This window comes from Bacteroides helcogenes P 36-108 (assembly GCF_000186225.1).
Taxonomy (GTDB): Bacteria; Bacteroidota; Bacteroidia; order Bacteroidales; family Bacteroidaceae; genus Bacteroides; species Bacteroides helcogenes.
Genome location: NC_014933.1, coordinates 2126406 through 2150539, shown reverse-complemented (window position 1 = coordinate 2150539; position 24134 = coordinate 2126406). Strand labels below are relative to the sequence as shown.

The window sequence follows — 24134 nt, the reverse complement described above, 5'->3', positions numbered from 1 at the left end:
ACTAATGACCAATTAAGATGGCAAAAAAAGACGAACTTAATTTTGAAAATGGAAACAACATGGCATCAGGCGAAAAACTGAAAGCTCTACAAGCTGCCATGGACAAGATAGAAAAGAGCTTTGGCAAAGGTTCTATCATGAAAATGGGCGATGAGAACATCGAACAAATAGAAGTGATCCCCACCGGCTCCATCGGACTGAATGTCGCCTTGGGTGTGGGAGGATATCCACGCGGACGCATCATCGAAATCTATGGTCCGGAATCTTCCGGTAAAACAACTCTGGCAATCCATGCCATAGCCGAAGCACAAAAGGCGGGCGGAATTGCCGCATTCATCGATGCGGAACATGCTTTTGACCGTTTCTATGCTTCCAAACTTGGCGTGGATGTGGATAACCTGCTGATCTCACAACCCGACAACGGCGAACAGGCATTGGAAATAGCCGAGCAGTTAATACGTTCTTCTGCCATTGACATTATCGTAGTGGACTCTGTGGCAGCATTGACTCCGAAAGCTGAAATCGAAGGAGATATGGGTGACAACAAAGTAGGATTGCAAGCCCGGCTCATGTCACAGGCCTTGCGCAAACTGACGTCTGCTGTCAGCAAGACACGCACCACATGCGTCTTCATCAACCAGTTGCGCGAAAAGATCGGTGTCATGTTCGGCAACCCTGAAACAACAACCGGCGGTAATGCATTGAAATTCTATGCATCTGTACGCCTCGATATCCGCGGTGGCCAAGCCATCAAGAATGGTGAAGAGGTCATAGGCAAACAAACCAAGGTGAAGGTAGTGAAGAATAAAGTGGCTCCCCCATTCCGCAGAGCAGAATTCGACATCATGTTCGGTGAAGGTATCTCTCGTGCCGGTGAAATCATCGATTTGGGTGCGGATTTGGGCATCATCAAGAAAAGTGGCTCCTGGTTCAGCTACAACGACACCAAAATCGCCCAAGGACGTGATGCTGCAAAACAAGTGATTCTTGACAACCCGGAACTGGCGGAAGAACTGGAAGGTCTTATCTTTGATGCGCTGAATAAGAAAGATTAATAATCAAATAGATATAACGAATAGAAAGGGGAAGATTCAATAATCTTCCCCTTTCTATTCGTTATATAAGCCTCGTCACTCCAATTCTATCACTGTCAAGCCTTCTATATTCTTCAAATCTTTCAGATTCTTCAATTCCTTCAGACTCTTCAAGCCCTCCAAGTCCTTTAAAGCCTCCAAATCCCCCAAGCCTTTCAACCAATTCTTATTACTGATATTCACATCCGCCAAATCAAGTCCGGCAATCTGCACATTAAACACACTACCGTTCCAGCTTGTATTCTGATACATCATTATATTCTGGATATCCTTTAGGGTCATATCACCCTCCAGATATACAAATTTCAAAGTTGCCGCACCATCTACAATCATAATAAGTTCCTTCACTTTATCCCCTTTACGGCTCATATAAAACTCTGAACTGGAGACTACTCCTTTCTGCTTCATCAAGAGTTCATATTTGGACGACTGTACCAAAGAACGAAGGTCTTTACGCATCTCTTTCTTCACATTATTATCCATTGTAGAAATTACCTGAACAGAATTCAACTGTCCGGACACCTTTCCAATATAAATATCCTTAGTAAAGAGATTAGAGTTCGTTTCTATCATCGCCCTGGATATATAAACCGAGGATACCCCTTTCATATCTCCATACTTGTTGAATAGGTTCTTCTGTGCCTGGCACAGTAAAGGCAGCATCAACAATATGCCTGCTAAAATCATTCTGCTTGTTTTCATTGTATATTATCTTTGAATTTCATTTCTCACTTCCTGATTCGCCATTGACACATCTTTCTGAGTTGCCTCCACTTGCTTAATCCCTTTATTCAGATTCGTAGAAACCTCTATCAATGTAGCTTGTAGCACTTTATATGCGGCTTCCGGATCAGAAAAAGTATCTTGAGGAGTGGGTGGCCGCATGTATTCTCCTCTATTTGAGATGGCATAGCCAACTCCCAGCAAAAGCATAACTGTAGCTGCTACCCCCCCTATCCAGCGCCAATTGCGCCGCGCCTTGTTACGACGGAAGAAAGATTGTTCTTCTTCGGCTTTTCTTTCAATCAATCTACTCAATTTATCCTCCAACTCACCGGACACACTGTCTTCCTCCACATCTTCAGGACTAAAAAGGCATAGAAAAAGCTTCTTGTCTTTCTGCAAGTATCCGGGCACTTCTTCTGTCTTGAAAGCCTCCTTCAGCAATTCCTCCTCCTGCTCGTCCGTGTTCCCATTGTAAAACTCAGCAAGCAATCTTTCTATTTCCTCAACCTTCATAGTTATTCCATTTATTAAATTCCTCACGTATCCTTTTTCTTGCCCGGGACAACAGTACACGGACATTTGTTGCATTCAATCCTGTGATCTGTTCTATTTCTTCATAAGAACAACCTTTCACATCCCTCAATGTTACAATACACCGTTGTTGCTCAGGCAGATGAGAGATAATATTTTTCACTTGCCGCACTTCATCACGCGCCTCCAGATTATCAGTGGAAGAAACATCATGCACTTCCTTCAGCTCCACCACTTGTTTACTCAATGTATATTTCCCGGAACGAAGCAGATCAAAGCACATGTTCTTCACCAAAGTAACGCTGAAAGCTTCAGGATTGCTGATTACCGTCAATCCCTCTCTTTTGTCCCACAGCTTCAGATAAGCCTCCTGTACCAGATCTTCAGCGTCAGCCGTATTCTCCAATAGCTTACAGGCTATGCAGTACAGCTTGTGATGATATGGCAGAAACTCTTTCTTAAAACTTTCAACGTCCATGGGCCCTATTAATTCTATATTTCTGTTTATACACTTTAGACGTCAAAAAAAGGATTTTGTTACGCGACAAGAAAGAAAAAAATAAGAAAGGACAGAATATGGATAATATTTTTCAGAGTTTTACATTTACTTCAATATATCCGCGATTCTTCTTTTGAGATTCAATTTTACAATATCTTCCGGTTTCAATTCCAACTCCACCAGCACTTTAGCAGAAGAAAGCCTGTATTCCTGCTCCTTTTCATCAAAATTTGTCTGTTCGCGATGAATAGAATACAACAGAGCAAAATCATAATCCAATGCCTTTGACACATTATACAACGTATCTGTATCAATGCTTTTCCGAGTCAACATATAGTCAACGCTTTGAGGCTTAACATTCAGTCTCCGTGCAAGTTCCGCTTTCGTCACCTGCCTTTCAATCATCACGTCCTTTATAATCTCGCCAATATATATATTACTCTTTTCCATTTGTATGAAGGTACACATAATCATTCAGCATGAAAGATTATAGAACAACAATTCATCTGATAAACTCATCGCATTTATTCATAATTTATTTGTTTTATAAAACGTTTTATGATAACTTTGCTGCGTATTCATAATAAACAAACAAATAATATCTGATTATGACACTGCTGATTTTTATTCTGATAGCTTTCTCTGTTAGTGCATTAACCTTTCTGATATGGATATACAATGATTATCGGAAATACAAGAAACAAAATAATCTGATAATCATATTGTTACTTTTATTTCCGACAAGCTTATCCGCCCAATATACAGATGGCGGCTGTCGCATTTCCTTCAAATGGCATGACAATCAAGCCGGAAAACTGGAACAGAACAAGGATGGGTTAACTTATCGATTTATCCCCGGCAGTACACATTGGAAAATAACCATTAAAAACAATGCTTCTGAGGAGGCCCGGATTAACTGGACCAATGCACAGTTGATTATAAATGGACAAGTGTCGGGCATTTATTGGGAGACACATACTCCAGAGACTTCTTCCCCATCAATAATCAAAAGTCAATCAGAATTGAGCCAGACAATCGCCATCGCTCCTTCTTCGACAAGCAAAGCCAATTTAAAATTATATGACAAGAAGAGTATCGGCAAAGGTAATAAAGCGGCAGTCACTATAATCTTGCCTGTATCTGTCGGCAACCAACCGCAGTTTTTCAATACATTCGATTTTATTGTAACACAAGTACATCAATGACGGCTTTTCAACAAATAAAAGAACGGCTGGAAAAAAAACGTTCCTGGTACATGATATTAACCAGCTTGCGCGCTGAACTCAAAATTAAAGCAAGATTAGAAGATATGGGTATCATGACTTACCTTCCTTTTACTTCAGTGAAGCGTCATTGGGACGGTAAAACAAAAGAAATACGCACCCCGGCAATAGCGAGATGCGTATTCATATATGCTTCGAATGAGGAAATTGAGTCATTACAAGACCAAGTTCCCATACTTTGTACAACAGATGTGCTCGGTGAGCATCAAGACCACCAATAAATATAAGCCAATGTACTCAGGCTGATCACCACCCACAGCAAGACACCTTGAATAAGCGGTTTTATTCCTACAGCTTTCAGAACATCACGTGACAGAGACGCGCCAATAAAGAACAGAGTAATAGTCAGAGTTTTGCGAGCAAAGTTATTAATGCCTGCCCCGATAAGAGCCCCCGTTTCGGAAACATCCAATACATAGGTATTGAAAATCATTGCCAACACGAAGAAGAAGATGAACCAGGGAATACTGATTTTCTGTCCCTTGCTCTTAAAGATAAAAGAGGTGGCAAATGCCAAAGGTATAATCCATAATGCGCGAGTCAACTTAATAGTGGTGGCTACTTTCAGAGCTTCTTCCCCATAAGCTGCTCCTGCTCCCACTACCGAACTGGTATCATGGATGGCAATGGCCGCCCAAGTTCCAAACTCATGCTGGCTCATGTTCAAGGCATGCCCCACCATCGGAAATACGAACAGCGCAATAGCATTCAATATAAAAATAGTGCCCAGCGCCACTGACATTTCACTGTCGTTGGCCTTCAATACCGGTCCCACGGCCGCAATGGCACTACCGCCGCAAATGGCGGTTCCGGAACTGATAAGGTAAGATGTGTCACGATCCACTTTCAAGCATTTACGTCCTATAATCCAACCGATGAGCAATGTCCCTACCACGGAAACGACAGTAAACTCCATTCCTTCTCTGCCGGAAGCCAATGACGCCTGCAAATTCATGCCGAAACCTAAACCTACCACAGAATATTGTAACAGATATTTGGAAGTTTTCTTATTGAACTTAGGATGAGCCTGACCGCACAACAAGGCAAATGCCAGTCCCAGAAACAACGCCACCGGAGGAGTAACCCACGCCGAGTAAACATGCATACCGGGAATATAATCCAGAAACAAGAAAAAGGAGAGAATGATCAGGAGAGAAACATAAATAATCTTTTTATTACTTTGAAGAAAAGATAAGCCGATACTTTTTGCCAATACTTGATTTGAAGCCATACTCTTTGTTTTTACTATATCATTAATGTTTGTTCTTAATTTTTCCGGGCACAAAGTTAGGCTTCTTTTCTCAAACGCGCCAATCGTTTCTACTTATAAGCTATAACTTATGATTATGGTTTATGGCAAATTGCATAAAAACCTGCGCCAAACCACTCTCCTGTCCCTGAGGCTGTGCAAAACTAAACTCACGCAGCATAGGCAATCCTTTTATTTCAACGACACGCAGTTGTCCGGAATAGAGTTCACGGCTGATGGAACGTACAGAAACGATTCCCAGACAATCAGTATGCTCCAAAAAGAGTTTGATACTCTCCGTACTGCCCAAATACATCAAAACCTTCAAGGATGATAACTTTATATTATGCTGATGCAACGCCCTTTCAAAAACATCCAAAGTGCCCGACCCCCTTTCACGAAGCACCAAAGGCAAATTCAACAAATCCTCCGGAGTAATTTCATCCCCTAACGCCAATTTGGAATTGGTACGGACTACGGCTACAAGTTCATCTGCCAGAAAAGTAGTATATTTAAGGTTAGGCAGCCGGAATACGCCTTCCACCAGCCCCAGATCAATGCGGTGTTCTTGCAGTGCGGCCTCAATCTCCCTGGAATTACCGTTCATCAATGACAGGCTGACCTGGGGAAATTTCCCAATGAAGCTGCCCAGCATTGCAGGTAGCACATACTGCGCAATGGTAGTGCTGGCGCCCAATTTCAATTCCCCGGTATATTCATTGTGTAGCAAATGCATTTCATATTCCAGCCGCTTGTAATCCTCTAAAATCCGGTCACAATGCTCCAAGAGCAACTTCCCCGATTCTGTCAGGCTAATCTTGCTTCCCTGCCGGTCAAACAGCCGTGTCTGGTAAGAAGTCTCCAATTCCTGCACATGCTTGGTTATGGCAGGCTGGCTGATAAACAATTCTTGCGAAGCTTTTGTAAAACTCAGGTTCTTCGCAACGGACTGAAACACTTTTAAACGGAAATCACTCATATTGTTTTTACAGCTCATCTGATTTAATGCCGAAAGCCTGCGCCAAGGAGTAAAGGACAAAGTCCCAGCGGGCAAAAATCGGCTGCAACGGCTCCTCCATTGCAAAATAGACAGCCTTTCCGCGTTCTTCCTCACTCTTTCCCTCGAAATACTTACGCAAAGCATCCTCCACACGATTTCCATACACGGAATGGGCAGGAACCAGCATCAAATGTTTTACATCAGCAGCGTCCAATGTCAGGTTCAGCAAATCAAGATACATTTCTTCGGAAGTGGTAATCCCCGCCGCATTCACACACGAGAATGCGAACTCTCCCAATGGAGTGCGGCACGCCATACCATTGAGGCTATCCAAATCGGAAGGCACACAACATTGCAGTGCATGAGTGTCCTCGCCATGCAGCAGCAGTACCTGTATCTCATTGGTATCTTCTCTTAGCCCGGCATCCAAAGACAAATAACTAAGCCATACAGGCAAATCTATATTTTGCAATTCACGTCCCAGCTTCATACCCAGAAACTCTTTAACGCTGCATGCCATTTCATTCAAAAATGCAACGTCTATCAATATCACGTTTTCCGAGAACCTCACCTTGTCTTCCATTATTCTTTTCTTTTAATGTTCAGGCTGTAAAGATAAGAAAAGTTTCATTGTTTCCGGACGCTCCGCCGCAATTACTTTATAAAGGGCTACGCAGCCTGATTTACTTTTCTGCCTTGCGAGGATTAAGAAAGGCAGTGCCTAATATTTATTCTTTCCACCACGGTGTACTTTGCTTTCCACCGTGGTGGAAAGCAAAGTACACCGTGGTGGAAAGAAAAGAACTCCATGATGGAAAGAATTAGTCTTAGTATGCGTGGTCACTAATCTTAGGCAGGAAAAATAATAAAGATGCCTAAGAGACAGTTTATCAGTCATTTTGGCATGAGAACTATCCAAAAAGCTGAAATTCTGTCCGGAATATGCCATTGGCAAATCTTTTGCGCCTGCCCAAGCGTTATGAAACTGATAAAAAAAGAAAGGAGAACGATATATGAACTTTAACAATTTTACCATTAAAGCGCAAGAGGCCGTGCAGGAAGCCGTAAATCTGGTTCAAAGCCGGGGGCAACAAGCCATTGAGCCTGTACACTTGCTTCAAAGTGTGATGAAAGCAGGCGAAAATGTAACCAATTTCATCTTCCAGAAGCTGGCGTTGAACGGGCAACAAATCGCCCTCGTCATCGACAAACAGATAGAATCACTTCCCAAAGTATCGGGTGGAGAAGCTTACCTCAGCCGTGAGGCTAATGAAGTGTTGCAAAAAGCCACACAATATTCCAAAGAAATGGGCGATGAATTTGTTTCATTGGAACCGATTCTGCTGGCATTGCTGAACGTCAGGAGTACCGCTTCCAACATCCTGAAAGATGCCGGAATGACGGAAAAAGAACTGCGTAGCGCTATCACCGAGTTGCGAAAAGGCGAAAAAGTGACTTCCCAATCCAGCGAAGACACCTATCAGTCTTTGGAGAAGTATGCCGTCAACCTGAACGAAGCGGCACGAAGCGGCAAGCTTGACCCTGTCATCGGACGTGATGAGGAAATCCGCCGGGTACTGCAGATTCTGAGCCGCCGTACCAAAAACAACCCTATATTAATAGGTGAACCGGGTACAGGTAAAACAGCCATCGTAGAAGGTCTGGCTCATCGTATCTTGCGGGGAGATGTGCCCGAAAACCTTAAAAACAAACAGGTTTATTCACTGGACATGGGTGCACTGGTTGCCGGAGCCAAGTATAAAGGCGAATTTGAAGAACGCCTGAAAGCCGTCATCAATGAAGTAAAGAAATCCGAAGGAGACATCATCTTGTTTATAGATGAAATCCATACCTTGGTGGGGGCCGGTAAAGGAGAAGGGGCCATGGACGCAGCCAATATCTTAAAGCCTGCGCTGGCGCGTGGCGAACTCAGGAGCATAGGGGCTACCACATTGGACGAATACCAGAAATATTTTGAAAAAGATAAGGCATTGGAACGTCGTTTCCAAATTGTCATGGTGAACGAGCCTGATACGCTGAGTACCATCTCTATCTTGAGGGGGCTGAAAGAACGTTATGAAAACCACCACCATGTCCGGATCAAAGACGACGCCATCATTGCCGCCGTAGAACTGAGCAACCGCTACATCACCGACCGTTTCTTGCCGGACAAGGCCATCGACCTGATGGACGAAGCCGCCGCCAAACTTCGCATGGAAGTGGACTCGGTTCCGGAGGAGCTGGATGAGATATCCCGTAAGATCAAGCAATTGGAGATTGAACGTGAAGCCATCAAACGTGAAAATGATAAGCTCAAACTGGAACAGATAGGCAAAGAACTGGCCGAACTGAAGGAACAGGAAAATTCCTACAAGGCTAAATGGCAAAGTGAAAAGACCCTGGTCAACAAAATTCAGCAGAATAAAATCGAAATCGAGAATTTGAAGTTCGAAGCTGACAAGGCTGAGCGTGAGGGTGATTATGGCAAGGTGGCCGAAATCCGCTACGGCAAGCTGCAAGCATTGAACAAGGAAATCGAAGATACACAGCAGAAACTGCACGAGATGCAGGGTGACAAGGCCATGATTAAAGAAGAAGTAGATGCCGAAGATATTGCAGACGTAGTATCCCGCTGGACGGGCATACCGGTGAGCAAGATGCTGCAAAGTGAAAAGGACAAGCTGCTGTGTCTGGAAGAAGAACTGCACCAACGTGTGATCGGGCAGGAAGAAGCCATCGAAGCAGTCAGTGACGCCGTACGGCGCAGCCGTGCCGGATTGCAGGACCCGAAGCGTCCCATCGGCTCATTTCTTTTCTTAGGAACCACCGGTGTCGGCAAAACAGAACTGGCAAAGGCGTTGGCGGAATTCCTTTTCGATGACGAAACGATGATGACCCGTATCGATATGAGTGAGTATCAGGAGAAGCACAGTGTCTCCCGTCTGGTCGGAGCGCCTCCGGGATATGTAGGTTATGATGAAGGCGGCCAGTTGACGGAAGCCGTGCGGCGCAAGCCCTACTCTGTAATATTGTTCGATGAGATTGAGAAGGCCCATCCGGATGTATTCAATATCCTGCTGCAAGTGCTCGATGACGGGCGTTTGACGGACAATAAAGGCCGTACGGTGAACTTCAAGAATACAATCATCATTATGACCTCCAACATGGGTAGTGGCTACATCCAAAGCCAGATGGAGAAACTGAACGGCTCCAATAAAGAAGAAGTGACGGAAGAGACAAAAAAGGAAGTGATGAATATGTTGAAGAAGACCATTCGCCCTGAGTTTCTGAACCGTATCGACGAGACAATCATGTTCTTGCCGCTGACGGAAAAGGAAATCAGACAAATAGTGGTTCTTCAGATCAAAAGTGTGCAGAATATGCTTTCCGGCAATGGGGTGGATCTGGCTTTGACTGACAGTGCCATAGATTTTCTTGCCAACACAGGATATGACCCTGAATTCGGGGCACGTCCGGTAAAACGTGCCATCCAGCACTACTTACTGAATGATTTGTCCAAAAAGCTATTGGCGCAGGAAGTTGACCGCAGCAAACCGATCCTCATAGACGCAAATGCCACCAATGATGGACTGCAATTCAAAAACTGAACCTTAACTTATTTAAAACAGAAAGCAGCTTTGAAATAATATGTTCCAAAGCTGCTTTTTTTATGTATTCTCCGGGTAAATCACATTTACCCCTCAGGAAGTTTCAGACTTATTCTGCCTTTTCTTCTTTCTCCTCTTCCTCCGGAGTGTCTTCAAAGTCAGTTATCCCACTTTTTACCAACAGGTTATACCAGGAAATCAGTTTCTTGATATCCGAAGGATATACACGGTCACGGTCAAACGTCGGCAATACTTCTTCCAAATATGCCTGAAGCTCTCCTACGGTGGCTTTTTTCACATCCATTACCACCGCCTCTCCATTTTCCTTCTTCTTCATGGCAAGCAGCACTTCCTTCAAAGGAACGTCCTCGGTATCTGTGTACATGGCAATATCACCCAACGAAATAATTTTCTCATTACCATAAGCAGGAAAGCGCTTCTTGTCAGCAAGTGATTCCACAATCAGCATATTCTTACCCTGAGAGATGAGCTTATACAATCCCGGTTTACCGGAAATAGACAAAATAGTCTTCAACATAGTATATTCTGTTTTTGATTATTAGTTGTTCTTTTTTTCGGTTGGCAAAGATAGTGCAAGCCAAAGACAATACAAAATAAGCAAGCTTCTTTTTGGAAAGGAACCATGCCTATTTTTCCGAAACAGAACCGTTTTTCTCAGACAAAGAGGCGATCAAAGCCAAAACCTGTGGCATTAACGGAGCTTCTCCGTCATTTACAATTACAAAATCCGCCTGTTTACGTTTCTCTTCATCACTCATCTGACTGCGTATGCGCTTCCTTATCAATTCGTGCGAAGACGAATCACGTCTGACAGCACGTTCAATACGAACCTCCTCCGGCGCATAAACCATGACAACCACATCCACTTCGCCTGCAAATCCGGCTTCAATCAATATGGCCGACTCAATGGCTACCACCGAAAAGGAGGCATGAAATTGCACCCACCGCCTGAAGTCATCTTTCACACGAGGATGAATAATGCCATTCACTTGTTTTGCATGCTCAGGCCCACTGAAAAGATAGGATGCCAACAAAGATTTATTCAACACTCCACCCGCATATACATCTTCACCGAGCAATGTAACCAGTTCTTTATGTATAAAAGGATCTGCAAGCATTAATTTCTTGGTTTCCACGTCTGATATGTAAACAGGAATCCCCATCGTTTCCAGCAGCCGGCATACTAAACTTTTGCCACTGCCGATACCACCTGTTATACCCAATCTAATTGCCATAATTAGATGATACTTGCTCTATCAGGAAATCAACCTGCTCCGGATTGAAGCGTACATGGCTTACACCTTTCGGGATATTCTTCAACTTCACCGTATATTTATCGGAGCCCAAACGAATCAAGTCTTCGTAGGAAACATAAACGTGAAAATCATTCGCATCAATCCTACGAAAACGACTCAATCCAACCTGAAAAGTGATCTGAACCTTAGAGGGGAATGCACGCAGCACCTTGTCCGCCGGAAAGTTCACGCCTCTTAACGGCACTTCCACCGTCTTCTCCGTATAAATATCTACCGGAAGCATCATTTCAATGGAAGCAGGAACAAACTTTACCCCTTTCTGACTGACCAAAGGCACTTGCTGCTTCAAACTATCAGAGATATCCTCCAGTTTGACGCGCTGGGTATAAGCAACGGTTATAGTGTCCAGAACATTTGCCGGAGCATATACCAGAACAGAATCAGGGTGGAATATCGTATCGGAAAGATAATATTGCCTACCTGCGCTCACTGTCCCTTGAAGCTTTACGGGAACCAGTTTGGACGCCCCCGTCGAATAGTAATATTCCAATGTATCCGGCTTCATCGAAAGCAAACGGGTAGAGACGTTCAACTGCCCCAGAATTTTCTTCTCATACTGTGAAGAAAGCACTCTTACATAATTGTCTAATCCCTTATAGTCTGAAAAATCCAAAGTAACGGGATAGAAACTCTTTCCCAACATATAGTTGAGAAGCACCGTACCTTTATCTTTCACCTTAATACGCAGTTCGGAAGCAGGCTCGGAAGTGATAACTATGTTATTGGGGATTCCCTTCAACTTTACGGGCACAGAAAATTCCGCTTCATAATCATTGTTCAGAGTTTGCAACAACCAGAAGCCGCCGGCAATAAAGAAGAAAAATAAAAAAATGAAGAACTCCCTGCTCTTGTCACTGAGCAGGAAGTCCTTCACTTGTCTGACAATCTTTAAATATATTCTTTGTATGTTCCTACGCTCAAACATAGGCTCACATTCTCATTATTTAGCAACCTGACTGCTGTTGGCATCGGCAGCCGCAGCAAAAATAGAATTCTTATCAATACGGATCTTAACATTAGAGGCTATTTCAAGAACTATATCATTGTCATTGATCTCCTTGATAACGCCATGAATGCCACCGGCAGTAATTACTTTCTGATTTACCTGTAATGATTTACGGAAATTCGCTATCTCCTTCTGTTTCTTGTTCTGCGGGCGAATCATAAAGAAATACATGATAACAAACATAGCTATCAGCATAATCCACATCATGCTGCCACCGGCGCCTGCCGCAGGAGCTTGCAAGAAAAATACGGTCATTAAGTTCATAAATACTCAGTTTTAGTTTTTACTTATTCAACAAAGGTATCAGTTTTTCGTTAACTTACCTTCTTTTTTTAATTGATTAACTATCCCATCCAAAGTACCGTTGACAAAACTGCCACTCTTAGCTGTGCTATATACTTTTGCAATGTCCACATATTCATTCAGCGAAACGCTTACCGGAATATTCGGAAAACTCAAAATTTCAGCCAATGCACACTGCATAATTATAACGTCCATAAAAGCCACACGATCCAAATCCCAATTACGGGTATTTTCACTGATAAGATGACGATAGTAGTCACAGTTCAAAATAGTACGGCGGAACAAACGACGGGCGAATTCCTGGTCTTCATCATCCTTGAATTCGGGCAGTAACTCTTGGTTAGCACCGTTTTTTTCTTCAAAACGCTTGATCGTCTTCAATACAAACGTATCAACTATTTCCTTATCGTCATTCCAATAGAGGCTTTGATCTTCAAGTAAGGTATCCAGGGCTTCGTCATTGAAAACAAATGTCTTGTAGAGCTTTCTCCACAATTCACGATCGTCATCGTAAGAGCTATCCGAAGAAGCCATGTATTCTTTATAGATATCTGAAGCAATTATTTTTTCATATAATCCTTTGATAAAATCTTCGTCACTCGTCCAAGTGCGCTTTTGATTAGAGATGAACTCCATCAACTGTTTGTTCACTTCCAACTGGGCGATAAACTTATTTTCCACGAATTTCATGTTGGGATATAGCTCCTCGGCCGTAGGAGCCAGCTTGGACTTTGCCGCATCAATGCGCTTTTGTGCGTAGTTCGTCAGAGCTATCATCAGCATCAGTAAGTAATTGTAAAGGTCATAAGCCTTGGAAAGGCTAAAGAACAATTCTTTCTCCGCTGAGTCTAAATTTTTACTGCCGTTCTGATAGTAAGCATATACAATCTGTATAATCTTAAGACGAATAAGAACTCTGTTAATCATAATTCTAAAGTAAATACTGGTGTTTTAACGAGCTGCAAAAGTAGGCATTTTTAATGAGTTTACACAAATAAATCACATTTTTTAATGCAGATGTTGAATATCCGTCCTTTTTCTTTTGACAGTTTAAAAAAAATCGTCAATTTTGACCCCGATTACAACAAGAAACCTAAAATATGGAAGACTTAAAAAAGAAAAATGCTACGGATATGAACGACAAGGAAATTGTATTTTCCCAATCCATCAAGGCAGGTAAGCGCATCTACTATTTAGACGTCAAGAAAAACAGGAAAGACGAAATGTTTCTCGCCATAACCGAGAGCAAGAAAGTAATAATGGGTGAGGGTGAAGATTCACAAGTGAGCTTTGAAAAGCACAAAATCTTTTTATATAAAGAAGATTTTGAAAAATTCATGAATGGTTTGCAGGAAGCAGTAAAATTCATTCAGGCACAACAGGGATGCTATACAAAATCTGCCAATGATGCCGGAACAACCGACATGGAGGTTTCCAAGACAGAAATACAGACAGAAGAAGCATCTTCTTTGAATGATGAAATTAAGATAGACATTGATTTTTAGGGCATAATCTTTGATAATTCAAAAAGAAGCCGTACTTTTGCACTGCTTTTTTGCAACATCGTGTGGTGAGCTCCACATCGTGTGATGGTGAATTAGGCAAAATAACTACTTAATTTAGAGTAACACAAAAATTTAAAAAATGAAATCAATTGAAGTAAAAGGAACTGCAAGAACCATTGCAGAGCGTTCTTCGGAACAGGCAAGAGCTTTGAAAGCTATTCGCAAAGACAACGGCGTACCCTGCGTATTATATGGTGGTGGCGAGAATATCCACTTTACCGTACCCGCAGAAGGTTTGCGTAACTTGGTTTACACTCCGCACATTTATGTAGTCGATCTGATTATTGATGGCAAAAAAGTAAATGCCATTCTGAAAGACATCCAATTCCATCCGGTAAAGGATACCATTCTGCATGTTGACTTTTATCAGATTGATGAAGCCAAACCTATTGTCATGGAAGTTCCGGTGCAATTGGAAGGTCTTGCCGAAGGTGTGAAAGCCGGTGGTAAACTGACTTTGCAAATGCGTAAACTGAAAGTTAAAGCTCTCTTTAACTTAATCCCTGAGAAACTGGTTGTAAACGTCGCTCACTTAGGACTGGGCAAAACAGTCAAAGTAGGTGAATTGAACTACGAGAACCTGGAATTGCTGAATGCCAAAGAAGCTGTTGTATGCGCCGTTAAGCTGACACGTGCCGCAAGAGGTGCTGCCGCTGCCGCAGGCAACTAACAGCCGTTCTTTAGAAAAGATTCCGGAACGCGGATTAACGCAGATTACGCAGATTGTACAAATAATCCGCGGACAACTGCGATAATCCGCGTTCCCTTTTTCTACCGTCTGATGATCAGCCATTGATCAGTGCAGAATCAATCTATATATCTCTCCGAATATATAAACCAACTTTATTTGCTTAATTAATGAAATACTTGATTGTAGGGTTGGGCAATATAGGCCCCGAATATCACGAGACTCGCCACAACATAGGATTCATGGCAGTCGATGCTCTGGCAAAGGATGCAGGTGTATCCTTTACTGATGGACGCTATGGTTTCACCGCTACCCTTTCCGTAAAAGGACGCCAGTTACTACTGTTAAAGCCATCCACATATATGAATCTCAGTGGAAATGCAGTACGCTATTGGATGCAAAAGGAAAACATTCCATTGGAAAACGTGTTGATAGTAGTGGATGACCTTGCCTTGCCGTTCGGCACATTACGCCTGAAAGGTAAAGGCAGCGATGCCGGACACAACGGATTAAAGCACATAGCCGCTACTTTGGGCACTCAGAATTACGCCCGCCTGCGTTTTGGCATCGGCAATGAATTCCCCCGTGGCGGACAGGTTGATTTCGTATTAGGGCACTTCACTGACGAAGACCGTAAAACAATGGACGAAAAATTAAAGACTGCCGGAGAAATCATCAAGAGTTTCTGCCTGGCAGGAATCGACATAACCATGAATCAGTTTAATAAAAAGTAGAGAGCAGAGATGAGTGAAGCCAGAATAGACAAATGGATGTGGGCCGTACGCATCTTCAAGACACGCACTATTGCAGCCGAAGCCTGCAAGAAGGGGCGCATCAGTATCAACGGGGCATTGGCCAAAGCTGCCCGTACAGTAAAATCGGGAGATGTCATCCAAGTACGCAAACCTCCTGTCACCTATTCCTTTAAAGTATTGCAACCCATTGAAAAACGTGTTGGCGCAAAACTCGTTTTTGAGATGATGGAAAATGTGACTGCTCCGGAGCAATACGAACTACTGGAAATGAGCCGCATCAGCGGTTTCGTAAATCGTGCTAAAGGAACAGGACGCCCTACCAAGAAAGACCGCCGCAACCTTGAAGACTTCACTACGCCCGAATTTACGGATGACTTTGATTTCGATTTCGACTTTGAAGATAAAGAATAAAAGAAATAACACATTATTGATATTATGAGCGAGAAAAAGATAAAATGGGGATTCATTGGTTGCGGCGAAGTGACCAAGTATAAAAGCGGGCCTGCTTTTCAAAAGATTGAAGATTCTGAAGTCGTAGCGGTCATGAGCCGGAACGGAGAAAAGGCCAAAACCTATGCGGAGGAAAGAGGAATACCCAAATGGTATGATGACGCTCAGGAACTAATTGATGACGAAGAAGTAAATGCCGTATATATAGCTACCCCTCCTTCTTCTCACGCCACCTATGCCATCATGTCCATGAAGGCGGGAAAACCGGTTTATATAGAGAAGCCGATGGCTGTGACCTACGAAGAATGCTGCCGCATCAACCGCATTTCCAAGGAGACGGGAGTTCCTTGTTTCGTTGCCTACTACCGCCGCTACCTCCCGTACTTCCGGAAAGTGAAATCACTGGTAGATAACGGCACTATCGGCAACGTCATCAACATTCAGGTCCGCTTTGCCCAGCCACCGCGTGATCTGGACTACAACAAAGGCAATCTGCCCTGGCGCGTACAACCGGATATCGCCGGTGGAGGTTACTTCTATGACCTCGCCCCTCACCAGATCGACCTGCTACAAGAAATATTCGGCTGTATCCTCGAAGCCAGCGGCTATAAAAGTAACCGTGGAGGGCTCTATCCGGTTGAAGACACTCTAAGCGCCTGTTTTCAGTTCGACAACGGATTGGTGGGAAGCGGCTCCTGGTGTTTTGTAGCCCACGAGTCCGCCCGTGAAGACCGCATCGAAATCATCGGCGACAAAGGAATGATCTGCTTCTCCGTCTTTACTTATGACCCCATTGCCGTGCATACGGAAAAAGGGCGAGAGGAAATTCCTGTCGAGAATCCCATATACGTCCAGCAGCCACTCATTCAAGCTGTTGTAGATCATCTTCTTGGCAAATCCATCTGTAGCTGTGACGGCGAAAGCGCCACTCTCACAAACTGGGTGATGGACAAAATACTGGGAAAGCTTTAAAACTTTCCCGAAATTGCCCGACTGTCATTTCATACCGGGCTTTTCACTTTTTTCTCCCGCCAGCCGGTACACATCGTCATTCTCTCCCACAATCCAAACCACGTCACCTTCCGTAAAAGGTTCATGCGGATCGGGAGCATGCAATGTTTCCCCTCCCCGTTCCACTCCGGCAATCAGGCAATGATATTTCTCGCGGATACCCGCTTCTTTCAAGGTTTTATTCAAGAAGGGCGAATACTCATCTATGCTGAACTGGCGCAAAATCATCTCACTTTTCTCTATCGCATCACACTCTATCACAGAAGTCTTATCCATCTCCTGTCCGAATGCGTTCAGTTCCTCATCCGTAGCAATCACCTGTATCTTGTCTTGCGGAAACAGACGGACGTCGGCTCCCGGAATATTGATCCGCCTCTTGCCGCGAAGTATGGAAACCACATGTACTCCATACTTTTTGCCAAAATTCAATTCGGCCAAGGTTCTGCCTACCCAGCCGGATTCACCGGGGATCTCAAAATCCGTCAGGTGCAGATCACGTGAAAGCAGCCTCCCCGCATATTCCGGTTTCTTCTCTCCCATATACTCGGCACGCATATCCCGATAACGCAGATTCTGAAAAAACTTTCTTTCGATAAGAATAGACTGCTTTTTCAGTTGACGCGAAAGTATCATTATGGTAACCAAAAGTACGGCCACCCCGAACACCAATCCCACGGAAAGCTGAAACAAGCCGGCTATCACAAACATGACAAATGAGACCGCCAAAAGAATGCGCAGCACAATGGTAGCCACCAAAGGGGCACGGTTGCCCCGGCTGTCGTTCCACAAAGTGACAAACTCCACCGAATGGTTTTTCTTAATCATGATGGCACGCAGGAAAGGAGCGATGCACAATATGATGAACAATGCGGTCAACAAAGCTCCCCATATACCGGGCAGGCTTTCATGGATAAAAGGTACAAGGAAGCGGAATGCCAAAGCTATGACCGCTATACAAATGATGGAATACACCACCGTAATCCGCACAAGGGCGAATATCAACTTCTTCCACAGGCTCTCGTGATTCATGGTCTGTGAGCCCGAAGCATACCGCATCAGGAATTTCCTCCACTTTTCGGGAAGGTGCGTATCTACAAAATTCGAGGCAGGCTCCGCTACACGAATCATATAAGGAGTAAGGAAGGTGGTTATCACAGATACGGCCACCACGATAGGATACAGAAAGTGGCTCGTCACATGCAGGGAGACTCCGAGTGAAGCAATGATAAAAGCAAATTCGCCAATCTGTGTCAGACTGAAACCGCATTGCATCGCCGTCTTCAGGGGTTGCCCTGCCAGCAGCACACCCAGAGTGCCGAACAAAGACTGGCCTATGACAACCGCCAACGTTATCACGACGATGGGACCGGCATATTCCATTATCATCGCCGGATCCACCATCATGCCTACCGATACGAAGAAGATAGCGCCAAACAGGTCTTTTACAGGTTTCACCAACCTTTCAATACTCTCCGCCTCCACCGTCTCGGCAAGGATGGAGCCCATGATAAATGCTCCGAAAGCCGCCGAGAAACCTGTATGCGCAGCCATAACGACCATGCCGAAGCAAAGTCCCAAGGAAACAATCAGCAGTGTTTCTTCACTCATCAACCTGCGGCAACGCTTCAACAGTCCCGGAATAAGATATATGCCCACCACGAACCACAGAATGAGGAAAAACAGCAGTTTTGCAATGCTTTCCAGCATCTCTGAGCCCTCAAAGTTATTGCTGACCGCCATAGTAGATAACATCACCATCAACACGATGGCAAGAATATCTTCCAGAATCAGCACACTGAGCACCAGCCCCGTGAACTGCTTCTTGCGCATTCCCAAATCATCAAAGGCCTTATATATAATGGTAGTGGATGACATGGCGATCATACCGCCCAAAAAGATGCAGTCCATCCGTTGCCAACCGAATCCTGTACCAACCGCCACTCCAAGCAGTATCATACAGAAGATAATGGTACATGCAGCGATGATTGCCGCCCCTCCTACCTTTACAATTTTCTTGAAACTGAATTCAAGCCCCAAAGCAAAAAGCAAAAAGATAACGCCTATATCCGCCCACGTCTGTACATTCGTAGTATCCATCACTGAAGGCGTATATGCCATGTGAGGACTGGCAAGAAATCCGGCAACTACATATCCCAATACCAGAGGTTGCTTCAGCTTCTTAAAAATCAGGGTCATGATCCCTGCGCAAATCAATATCAACGCTAAATCAGCTATAAGAGGAGCTAAATGTGACATAATACTTGTCTTTTATCATTTTCAATGACAAAGATACTACAAAAAGGCTTTCTTCATAGCGATATGCCTTCATTTCTTATAAAAAAGCGGGGATGTCCACATCCGGACATCCCCGCAACTAAAACTAACTGTGAACTAAGAGAGGTGTACCTCCTTTCCCAGTAATACGCCTACTCTTTCCATATAAACCCTCATTGAGATGAAGCAGTCAAGAAGACCGAGGGTTTCATGTATCATTCGGCAACCATAATGGTCACGCGGTTCCAGTCGCTGGTCTGGAACGGCTGCTCACCGTCCTGCATGCTCTTTACAGTCAATCGGTCACTGCTGATGCCATACTTATCCGTCAGGGTCTTCGCCACTGCCTCGGCACGTTGCCTGGCAAGGCGGAGATTGAGTTCGCGACTGCCTGTACCGGTGCTGGCATAGCCCGTCACAACTACTTCCGTTTCGGGATATTGCTTCAGATAGTCTGCCACAGCCAGAACGTTCATTTCCTGTGTGGAAGCCACCGAAGCCTGTCCGTTGCCAAAGGCCACAAAGCTCTTCAAGCCCGGAATGCTCTTGGCTACCGCAACATTCTGCTTCACATACACCGTGTCAGTCTTGTAAACCACATTGGGTTTGGACACCAGTTCGCGAAGCTCGTTGAGCTGACGGAGACATTCCTCGGAACAGCCGCCACCTACCTTTGCGCCCTTATTGCTCTTGCCGAACTTGAAGCCCATTTTCAGCGTGGGAGCCGAAAGGAGACTGAAGTTATGGCTGTCCGCGTCAAGTCTTGAAAGACCCTCCTGAGGCTTATACGCTGTCATGTTGTACGTATAGCAGAAGGGGTCTATCTGTGCACCCACGTAGAAAGCCGGCAGGATGAAGTAGTCAACACCCATGGTGAAGGCTCCGCGAAGGTTCCACGTCTCACCGGTGGACTTGCCCATGGCTTCCGGCTCGTCGTACTTCATTTCATTAAGCCCGTAGGAGACGCCCGCACGGATGCCCGTGTACCACATCATATTGGGAACATTTTTCACCTTAAAGTAACGATCGACACCTGCAAACACGTTGTACGAAAACGAGTATGCGTCGGCTACTGCACGGTAGTTGGGGATTTCTCCCATCAGATCTTCCGGAGTAGAGGTTGCTCCTGCGTCAATCGTGCCGGGAACGGCCGAATAACCGGGATTATTCGTGAAGTTCAAACCGCCACCCAAGTTAAGTTTCCACAAGTCTTTGAAGAACCACCCCGTCTCAAACCCGACCATCAGCTTTTTGTCTGACCAATCGGTAGAAAGGGCCGAAACTTCATAATCCGTCTGATAGCTCGGTAGAGCCTTGACGCTTGCGTAGCTATTGTATCCTACAGTGAAAGCTATCGTGAAGTCACCCTTCTTCGGAGTGAACTCCTTCTTTACACAGCTTTTCTCCTGTGCACTGACTGCAAGACACACCATGGGCATAACGGCGAACAGTAAAAGTCTTCTTATTTTCATATTACTTTTTTGTTTTTAATGCCGTTAATAATGGGATTATTCTTTGGGCATTGCAGCGTCCAAATCAGCCTTGGCATTGGCTACCGCAACTTCTTTTGCTTTAACTACAGCCTCTTGAGCAGTGATGCGGTTCTTCCATCCGGCAATGGTCTCTTGCTGAGAAGTTATGTTGCTGATATCTTCGTTGTCTTTCTTCAATCTGGCATTTTCTTCTTCCAGATCCTTTATATCAGAAGCAAGCTCAGAAGCGCCTTTATCACCATTATTGCCATAATAGATTGTTTGTGCAGCAGTGAGTTCAGTATAGCATGCATTATAAGCTTCACTTTTGTCCATTGATACTATCCAAGCAGCGACTTTGCTCTTATATTCCTCTACGTTCTGCTCGTTGCGCTTATCCATCTTAGCCTGAAGCACCAACTTGTTGGCATCAAACTTCTGATACATGTCCCATTGATCTTTGACACGAGAAATCAGTACATCATTATCCGCCAACCTATTTGTATAGTTATCAATCTGATTCTTCCAAAATGTTTCCTTATCCAAAGCATTCTTATAGCGCTGGTACAAATCAGCCTTTTCTGTGGCATCCGTAGCAGCATTATAAGCCGTTTTCAGATAAGCCGTGCTATCCACTGCATTTCGGCAAGCCACTGCTTCTAAATTCGAATCATACATATCCTTTGTTGCTTTCCCGTTGTATACAGCCTGATAGAGTTTCAACTGCTCTTTATTAGAAGTACTCCATCCATTAACCATATCAATATAGTCATTAACTGCATTCTCTACAACACGAATATCTGTCACAAAATCAGAGGATTTTGGGAAATCCACGCCAATAGAGTCTCCAAACGTACGCAATTGCGTGTACTCTTCACCTTTATACGAGTACCATTTACCAGATCTGGTATAATAACTTGCAGGCAAGTATTGGCCAATACAAAATTCTATAGGCTGTAAATTACCATCTGCATCCATATATTGACAATTGACAGCAAACTGATAGAATTTATCCTTTTGAATATCGTTTGTAGCTTTTGTAGAAGCCTCCACATCCACATTCATTGCATAAAAAGCATTGTTAGCTACGATATACTCGTCCCATAAACGTTCTTGTTCGGCATCGAGTTCACTAATCTTATTACTCAAAGTCGTCAAATCCTGTGTATAATTGGCATACAGTTTATACTTGGCAATCTTCATTTCATTCAGACTGATAGTATTATTATTGTCAATAATAGCCTGCTTCTTGCTTTCTTCCATTGTTACAAGATTCGCCTCTACATATACCAAATTCTGTTTATACATTGACAACATTGACTGAGCACTTATCAAATTATTCACAGTAATGCTGTAAGTAGAAGCCAGATTCTGCAACTCTTGTCTTTCTTGCAGCAGTTTGTCCTTTTCTGCCTGTGTGGCAGCTTCAGCCAATTGCTTATCATAATCCAGCAATTCCTGTTCTGCTTGCTTCAAAGCCAATTGAGATCTGAGCAACGCTGCCTGAGTTTCAGTTTCTGCCTGTTTCATGTTGGCTGCTATTTGGGCAAGTTTTTGCTCATTCGCTTTCTTTGTAACCTCCAAGTTAGACAATTGCTGTTCCAGTTCAGCCTGCTTCTTTTGATTCTCAATAGTCTGTTCTGCTTTTTGCAATTCAATAAGTTCAATCTGCTTTTTAGCAATTTCAGCCTGAGCATTGTCATAAGCAGCCTTTGCCTTTTCTGCTTCTGCCTGTGCATTTTTCAGTGCGGCATCTGCGGCAGCCAGTATGGCCTTTGCCGATGCTTCTGCATTGTTCATAGCGGCAATTGACTTCAACTGCTCCGCTTTTGCCGTACGCACCGCTGTTACCGATGCAGATTCATTGTCGTCCACGCAAGCTCCCAGAGACATAGCTCCCAGAAGCACTGCAACAATCATGAGTTTCTTTTTCATAACCATTAAATTTTGTATTAGTAAAATGTAAATGTAAAATATGATACTTCCTTTTGGGAAAGGATATCCGATAAATTAAGATAGACATCTGAATTGATACAATAGTACAAAATAAAGCCAAATAGTTCATATTATAGCAATCTTTTTTACTTGATAGTTCATTAACTTTATTTTCAGATATAAAATTCATCATTTAACTATTATTCGTTTATACGCCCACAAATATAAAAACAATAATTTAATATGCAATGAAAATATAAATAATTTATCGGTAAAAAAGTAAGTTTCATATAAAAAGCTTATTTTTTGTCACTGAAAACCATTACAAAGTCAATCAGTTTTCTTAAAAAACATTTCATAAATCAATAGATGAAACATGAAAAACAGAGAGACTAAAGCCATATTAGTATATATTTTTAAAACAGACAAACCAAATATTCAACAAGGAAAACATAGGTTATAAAATCAAAATAAATACGGATTCATCGGAATTAATAGATAAATAAAAATTACCACGAAAAGCCGTTTAATAGCGAAAACAATACAGATAATAACACAAAACGGCCGTTTAGTGCAATATTGGTTCAATAGGAAGTTGCCGGCTTTCAGCATTCCATCCGATAGATACTTGCTCCACCGAACGGGCTACCCATATAGAGACAACTTACTGCCAATATAGAGACAAGCCATTGCCCATATAGAGGTAGGCGGCTACATTATATATAATATATAAGCCGAAAGTTGAAAAATGTCAGCCACAAAGCTACAAGCGCAATCCCCAAAGAATTAATTGACGAAATATTTCTTTATTAAGGAAGATTTTTCTTTCTTTGTGCTGTTTTATGCCTTAAAAAAGGATTCTATAACAATAATAAATTATACAGTTATGAAGATTTCACACATTGAACATCTGGGCATTGCCGTCAAGAGCATTGAAGAAGCCCTGCCGTATTACGAAAACGTTTTAGGTCTGAAGTGTTATAACATCGAGACTGTTGAAGACCAGAAAGTAAGGACTGCATTTCTAAAGGTTGGCGATGTAAAGATAGAATTACTGGAGCCGACTTCTCCTGAAAGCACTATTGCCAAATTCATCGAAAAGAACAATGGAAACGGAGGGATGCACCATCTGGCATTCGCCGTTGAAGACGGAGTGGCCAATGCGCTGGCAACGATAGAAGCCGAAGGCATCCGCCTCATCGACAAAGCTCCCCGTAAAGGCGCCGAAGGGCTGAACATTGCATTCCTGCACCCGAAATCTACCCTGGGGGTATTGACGGAACTTTGCGAAAAACCGGAATAGCTCCGCACTACAAAAGGCATAATCTCTTAATACAGTAAACAGTAA

25 protein-coding genes and 1 pseudogene are annotated in these 24134 nt (G+C 43.5%); 10 read left to right on the top strand and 16 right to left on the bottom strand.

Annotation, left to right across the window (positions count from 1 at the left end; translation table 11 throughout):
• Positions 1–17 precede the first annotated feature (17 nt).
• Positions 18–1055 carry a recombinase RecA gene (gene recA / locus BACHE_RS08550; RefSeq protein ID WP_013547306.1) on the top strand — a complete coding sequence of 346 codons (1038 nt, stop codon included), beginning with the start codon at positions 18–20 and terminating at the stop codon, positions 1053–1055.
• Positions 1056–1130: 75 nt separating this feature from the next.
• On the opposite strand, the gene BACHE_RS08545 is transcribed toward recA, so the two are convergent.
• The 4 genes from BACHE_RS08545 to BACHE_RS08530 all read right to left on the bottom strand — a co-directional run bounded on the left by BACHE_RS08545 (position 1131) and on the right by BACHE_RS08530 (position 3300).
• A complete protein-coding gene (locus BACHE_RS08545; RefSeq protein ID WP_041579278.1) occupies positions 1131–1796 on the bottom strand; it encodes a DUF4252 domain-containing protein in 666 nt (221 codons plus the stop codon).
• 6 nt (positions 1797–1802) lie between these two features.
• Entirely contained in the window at positions 1803–2333 is a 531-nt protein-coding gene (locus BACHE_RS08540) for a hypothetical protein (protein WP_013547304.1), read from the bottom strand.
• Positions 2323–2829, bottom strand: a complete 507-nt coding sequence (locus tag BACHE_RS08535; RefSeq protein WP_013547303.1) for an RNA polymerase sigma factor — start codon at positions 2827–2829, stop codon at positions 2323–2325. The genes BACHE_RS08540 and BACHE_RS08535 overlap by 11 nt, the downstream gene beginning before the upstream one ends.
• A gap of 126 nt (positions 2830–2955) precedes the next feature.
• Positions 2956–3300: a helix-turn-helix domain-containing protein gene (locus tag BACHE_RS08530; protein WP_041579759.1), complete on the bottom strand. Its 345-nt coding sequence runs from the start codon at positions 3298–3300 to the stop codon at positions 2956–2958.
• Between the two features lie 158 nt (positions 3301–3458).
• Here BACHE_RS08530 and BACHE_RS08525 point away from each other — a divergent pair, with 158 nt between their 5' ends.
• On the top strand, positions 3459–4055 hold the full coding sequence (locus tag BACHE_RS08525; RefSeq protein WP_013547301.1) for a hypothetical protein: 597 nt from the start codon (positions 3459–3461) through the stop codon (positions 4053–4055).
• A complete protein-coding gene (locus BACHE_RS08520; protein WP_013547300.1) occupies positions 4052–4354 on the top strand; it encodes a UpxY family transcription antiterminator in 303 nt (100 codons plus the stop codon). The genes BACHE_RS08525 and BACHE_RS08520 overlap by 4 nt, the downstream gene beginning before the upstream one ends.
• Here BACHE_RS08520 and BACHE_RS08515 read toward each other — a convergent pair.
• The 3 genes from BACHE_RS08515 to BACHE_RS08505 form a co-directional block, all read right to left on the bottom strand.
• Positions 4339–5364, bottom strand: a complete 1026-nt coding sequence (locus tag BACHE_RS08515) for a YeiH family protein (RefSeq protein WP_013547299.1) — start codon at positions 5362–5364, stop codon at positions 4339–4341. The genes BACHE_RS08520 and BACHE_RS08515 overlap by 16 nt on opposite strands.
• Before the next feature lie 100 nt (positions 5365–5464).
• Positions 5465–6361, bottom strand: coding sequence for a LysR family transcriptional regulator (locus tag BACHE_RS08510; protein ID WP_013547298.1), 897 nt, complete (start codon positions 6359–6361; stop codon positions 5465–5467).
• 7 nt (positions 6362–6368) lie between these two features.
• Complete coding sequence (locus tag BACHE_RS08505) at positions 6369–6965, bottom strand: DUF6621 family protein (RefSeq protein ID WP_013547297.1); 597 nt, start codon at positions 6963–6965, stop codon at positions 6369–6371.
• A gap of 430 nt (positions 6966–7395) precedes the next feature.
• Between BACHE_RS08505 and clpB the strand changes: the two genes are divergently transcribed.
• Positions 7396–9990 (top strand): ATP-dependent chaperone ClpB, encoded by a 2595-nt coding sequence (gene clpB, locus BACHE_RS08500; protein WP_013547296.1) that lies wholly within the window; start codon positions 7396–7398, stop codon positions 9988–9990.
• 109 nt (positions 9991–10099) lie between these two features.
• On the opposite strand, the gene BACHE_RS08495 is transcribed toward clpB, so the two are convergent.
• The 5 genes from BACHE_RS08495 to nusB form a co-directional block, all read right to left on the bottom strand.
• Positions 10100–10528: a DUF5606 family protein gene (locus BACHE_RS08495; RefSeq protein WP_013547295.1), complete on the bottom strand. Its 429-nt coding sequence runs from the start codon at positions 10526–10528 to the stop codon at positions 10100–10102.
• 109 nt (positions 10529–10637) lie between these two features.
• Positions 10638–11246 (bottom strand): dephospho-CoA kinase, encoded by a 609-nt coding sequence (gene coaE / locus BACHE_RS08490; protein ID WP_013547294.1) that lies wholly within the window; start codon positions 11244–11246, stop codon positions 10638–10640.
• Positions 11236–12252, bottom strand: coding sequence for a CdaR family protein (locus BACHE_RS08485; protein ID WP_013547293.1), 1017 nt, complete (start codon positions 12250–12252; stop codon positions 11236–11238). Before BACHE_RS08485 ends, coaE begins: the two co-directional genes overlap by 11 nt.
• Before the next feature lie 15 nt (positions 12253–12267).
• On the bottom strand, positions 12268–12597 hold the full coding sequence (gene yajC / locus BACHE_RS08480) for a preprotein translocase subunit YajC (protein ID WP_013547292.1): 330 nt from the start codon (positions 12595–12597) through the stop codon (positions 12268–12270).
• A 39-nt stretch (positions 12598–12636) separates the two neighbouring features.
• Positions 12637–13563, bottom strand: coding sequence for a transcription antitermination factor NusB (nusB, locus tag BACHE_RS08475; RefSeq protein ID WP_013547291.1), 927 nt, complete (start codon positions 13561–13563; stop codon positions 12637–12639).
• 173 nt (positions 13564–13736) lie between these two features.
• On the opposite strand from nusB, the gene BACHE_RS08470 reads away from it, so the two are divergent.
• The 5 genes from BACHE_RS08470 to BACHE_RS08450 all read left to right on the top strand — a co-directional run bounded on the left by BACHE_RS08470 (position 13737) and on the right by BACHE_RS08450 (position 17066).
• Positions 13737–14141: a PUR family DNA/RNA-binding protein gene (locus BACHE_RS08470; RefSeq protein WP_013547289.1), complete on the top strand. Its 405-nt coding sequence runs from the start codon at positions 13737–13739 to the stop codon at positions 14139–14141.
• A 139-nt stretch (positions 14142–14280) separates the two neighbouring features.
• A complete protein-coding gene (locus tag BACHE_RS08465; protein WP_013547288.1) occupies positions 14281–14871 on the top strand; it encodes a 50S ribosomal protein L25/general stress protein Ctc in 591 nt (196 codons plus the stop codon).
• Positions 14872–15059: 188 nt separating this feature from the next.
• Complete coding sequence (pth, locus tag BACHE_RS08460; protein ID WP_013547287.1) at positions 15060–15623, top strand: aminoacyl-tRNA hydrolase; 564 nt, start codon at positions 15060–15062, stop codon at positions 15621–15623.
• Between the two features lie 9 nt (positions 15624–15632).
• A complete protein-coding gene (locus BACHE_RS08455; protein ID WP_013547286.1) occupies positions 15633–16055 on the top strand; it encodes an RNA-binding S4 domain-containing protein in 423 nt (140 codons plus the stop codon).
• A gap of 24 nt (positions 16056–16079) precedes the next feature.
• Positions 16080–17066 (top strand): Gfo/Idh/MocA family protein, encoded by a 987-nt coding sequence (locus tag BACHE_RS08450; protein WP_013547285.1) that lies wholly within the window; start codon positions 16080–16082, stop codon positions 17064–17066.
• A gap of 24 nt (positions 17067–17090) precedes the next feature.
• Here BACHE_RS08450 and BACHE_RS08445 read toward each other — a convergent pair whose 3' ends face one another.
• The 4 genes and pseudogenes from BACHE_RS08445 to BACHE_RS16640 all read right to left on the bottom strand — a co-directional run bounded on the left by BACHE_RS08445 (position 17091) and on the right by BACHE_RS16640 (position 22786).
• Positions 17091–19361, bottom strand: a complete 2271-nt coding sequence (locus BACHE_RS08445; protein WP_013547284.1) for a monovalent cation:proton antiporter family protein — start codon at positions 19359–19361, stop codon at positions 17091–17093.
• A gap of 233 nt (positions 19362–19594) precedes the next feature.
• Complete coding sequence (locus BACHE_RS17975; RefSeq protein WP_321075683.1) at positions 19595–20089, bottom strand: OmpA family protein; 495 nt, start codon at positions 20087–20089, stop codon at positions 19595–19597.
• A pseudogene (locus BACHE_RS17970) lies at positions 20075–20851 on the bottom strand (BT1926 family outer membrane beta-barrel protein); the annotation flags it as partial. The gene BACHE_RS17975 and the pseudogene BACHE_RS17970, both read right to left, overlap by 15 nt.
• Before the next feature lie 36 nt (positions 20852–20887).
• On the bottom strand, positions 20888–22786 hold the full coding sequence (locus BACHE_RS16640) for a coiled-coil domain-containing protein (protein ID WP_148229826.1): 1899 nt from the start codon (positions 22784–22786) through the stop codon (positions 20888–20890).
• Positions 22787–23672: 886 nt separating this feature from the next.
• On the opposite strand from BACHE_RS16640, the gene mce reads away from it, so the two are divergent.
• Positions 23673–24089, top strand: coding sequence for a methylmalonyl-CoA epimerase (gene mce / locus BACHE_RS08430; protein ID WP_013547280.1), 417 nt, complete (start codon positions 23673–23675; stop codon positions 24087–24089).
• Positions 24090–24134: the final 45 nt, after the last annotated feature.

Bases quoted from the DNA above. Each gene is read 5' to 3' on its own strand.
- recA (WP_013547306.1), top strand. From the start codon at position 18: ATGGCAAAAAAAGACGAACTTAATTTTGAAAATGGAAACAACATGGCA.
- BACHE_RS08545 (WP_041579278.1), bottom strand. From the start codon at position 1,796: ATGAAAACAAGCAGAATGATTTTAGCAGGCATATTGTTGATGCTGCCT.
- BACHE_RS08540 (WP_013547304.1), bottom strand. From the start codon at position 2,333: ATGAAGGTTGAGGAAATAGAAAGATTGCTTGCTGAGTTTTACAATGGG.
- BACHE_RS08535 (WP_013547303.1), bottom strand. From the start codon at position 2,829: ATGGACGTTGAAAGTTTTAAGAAAGAGTTTCTGCCATATCATCACAAG.
- BACHE_RS08530 (WP_041579759.1), bottom strand. From the start codon at position 3,300: ATGGAAAAGAGTAATATATATATTGGCGAGATTATAAAGGACGTGATG.
- BACHE_RS08525 (WP_013547301.1), top strand. From the start codon at position 3,459: ATGACACTGCTGATTTTTATTCTGATAGCTTTCTCTGTTAGTGCATTA.
- BACHE_RS08520 (WP_013547300.1), top strand. From the start codon at position 4,052: ATGACGGCTTTTCAACAAATAAAAGAACGGCTGGAAAAAAAACGTTCC.
- BACHE_RS08515 (WP_013547299.1), bottom strand. From the start codon at position 5,364: ATGGCTTCAAATCAAGTATTGGCAAAAAGTATCGGCTTATCTTTTCTT.
- BACHE_RS08510 (WP_013547298.1), bottom strand. From the start codon at position 6,361: ATGAGTGATTTCCGTTTAAAAGTGTTTCAGTCCGTTGCGAAGAACCTG.
- BACHE_RS08505 (WP_013547297.1), bottom strand. From the start codon at position 6,965: ATGGAAGACAAGGTGAGGTTCTCGGAAAACGTGATATTGATAGACGTT.
- clpB (WP_013547296.1), top strand. From the start codon at position 7,396: ATGAACTTTAACAATTTTACCATTAAAGCGCAAGAGGCCGTGCAGGAA.
- BACHE_RS08495 (WP_013547295.1), bottom strand. From the start codon at position 10,528: ATGTTGAAGACTATTTTGTCTATTTCCGGTAAACCGGGATTGTATAAG.
- coaE (WP_013547294.1), bottom strand. From the start codon at position 11,246: ATGGCAATTAGATTGGGTATAACAGGTGGTATCGGCAGTGGCAAAAGT.
- BACHE_RS08485 (WP_013547293.1), bottom strand. From the start codon at position 12,252: ATGTTTGAGCGTAGGAACATACAAAGAATATATTTAAAGATTGTCAGA.
- yajC (WP_013547292.1), bottom strand. From the start codon at position 12,597: ATGAACTTAATGACCGTATTTTTCTTGCAAGCTCCTGCGGCAGGCGCC.
- nusB (WP_013547291.1), bottom strand. From the start codon at position 13,563: ATGATTAACAGAGTTCTTATTCGTCTTAAGATTATACAGATTGTATAT.
- BACHE_RS08470 (WP_013547289.1), top strand. From the start codon at position 13,737: ATGGAAGACTTAAAAAAGAAAAATGCTACGGATATGAACGACAAGGAA.
- BACHE_RS08465 (WP_013547288.1), top strand. From the start codon at position 14,281: ATGAAATCAATTGAAGTAAAAGGAACTGCAAGAACCATTGCAGAGCGT.
- pth (WP_013547287.1), top strand. From the start codon at position 15,060: ATGAAATACTTGATTGTAGGGTTGGGCAATATAGGCCCCGAATATCAC.
- BACHE_RS08455 (WP_013547286.1), top strand. From the start codon at position 15,633: ATGAGTGAAGCCAGAATAGACAAATGGATGTGGGCCGTACGCATCTTC.
- BACHE_RS08450 (WP_013547285.1), top strand. From the start codon at position 16,080: ATGAGCGAGAAAAAGATAAAATGGGGATTCATTGGTTGCGGCGAAGTG.
- BACHE_RS08445 (WP_013547284.1), bottom strand. From the start codon at position 19,361: ATGTCACATTTAGCTCCTCTTATAGCTGATTTAGCGTTGATATTGATT.
- BACHE_RS17975 (WP_321075683.1), bottom strand. From the start codon at position 20,089: ATGGGCTTCAAGTTCGGCAAGAGCAATAAGGGCGCAAAGGTAGGTGGC.
- BACHE_RS16640 (WP_148229826.1), bottom strand. From the start codon at position 22,786: ATGAAAAAGAAACTCATGATTGTTGCAGTGCTTCTGGGAGCTATGTCT.
- mce (WP_013547280.1), top strand. From the start codon at position 23,673: ATGAAGATTTCACACATTGAACATCTGGGCATTGCCGTCAAGAGCATT.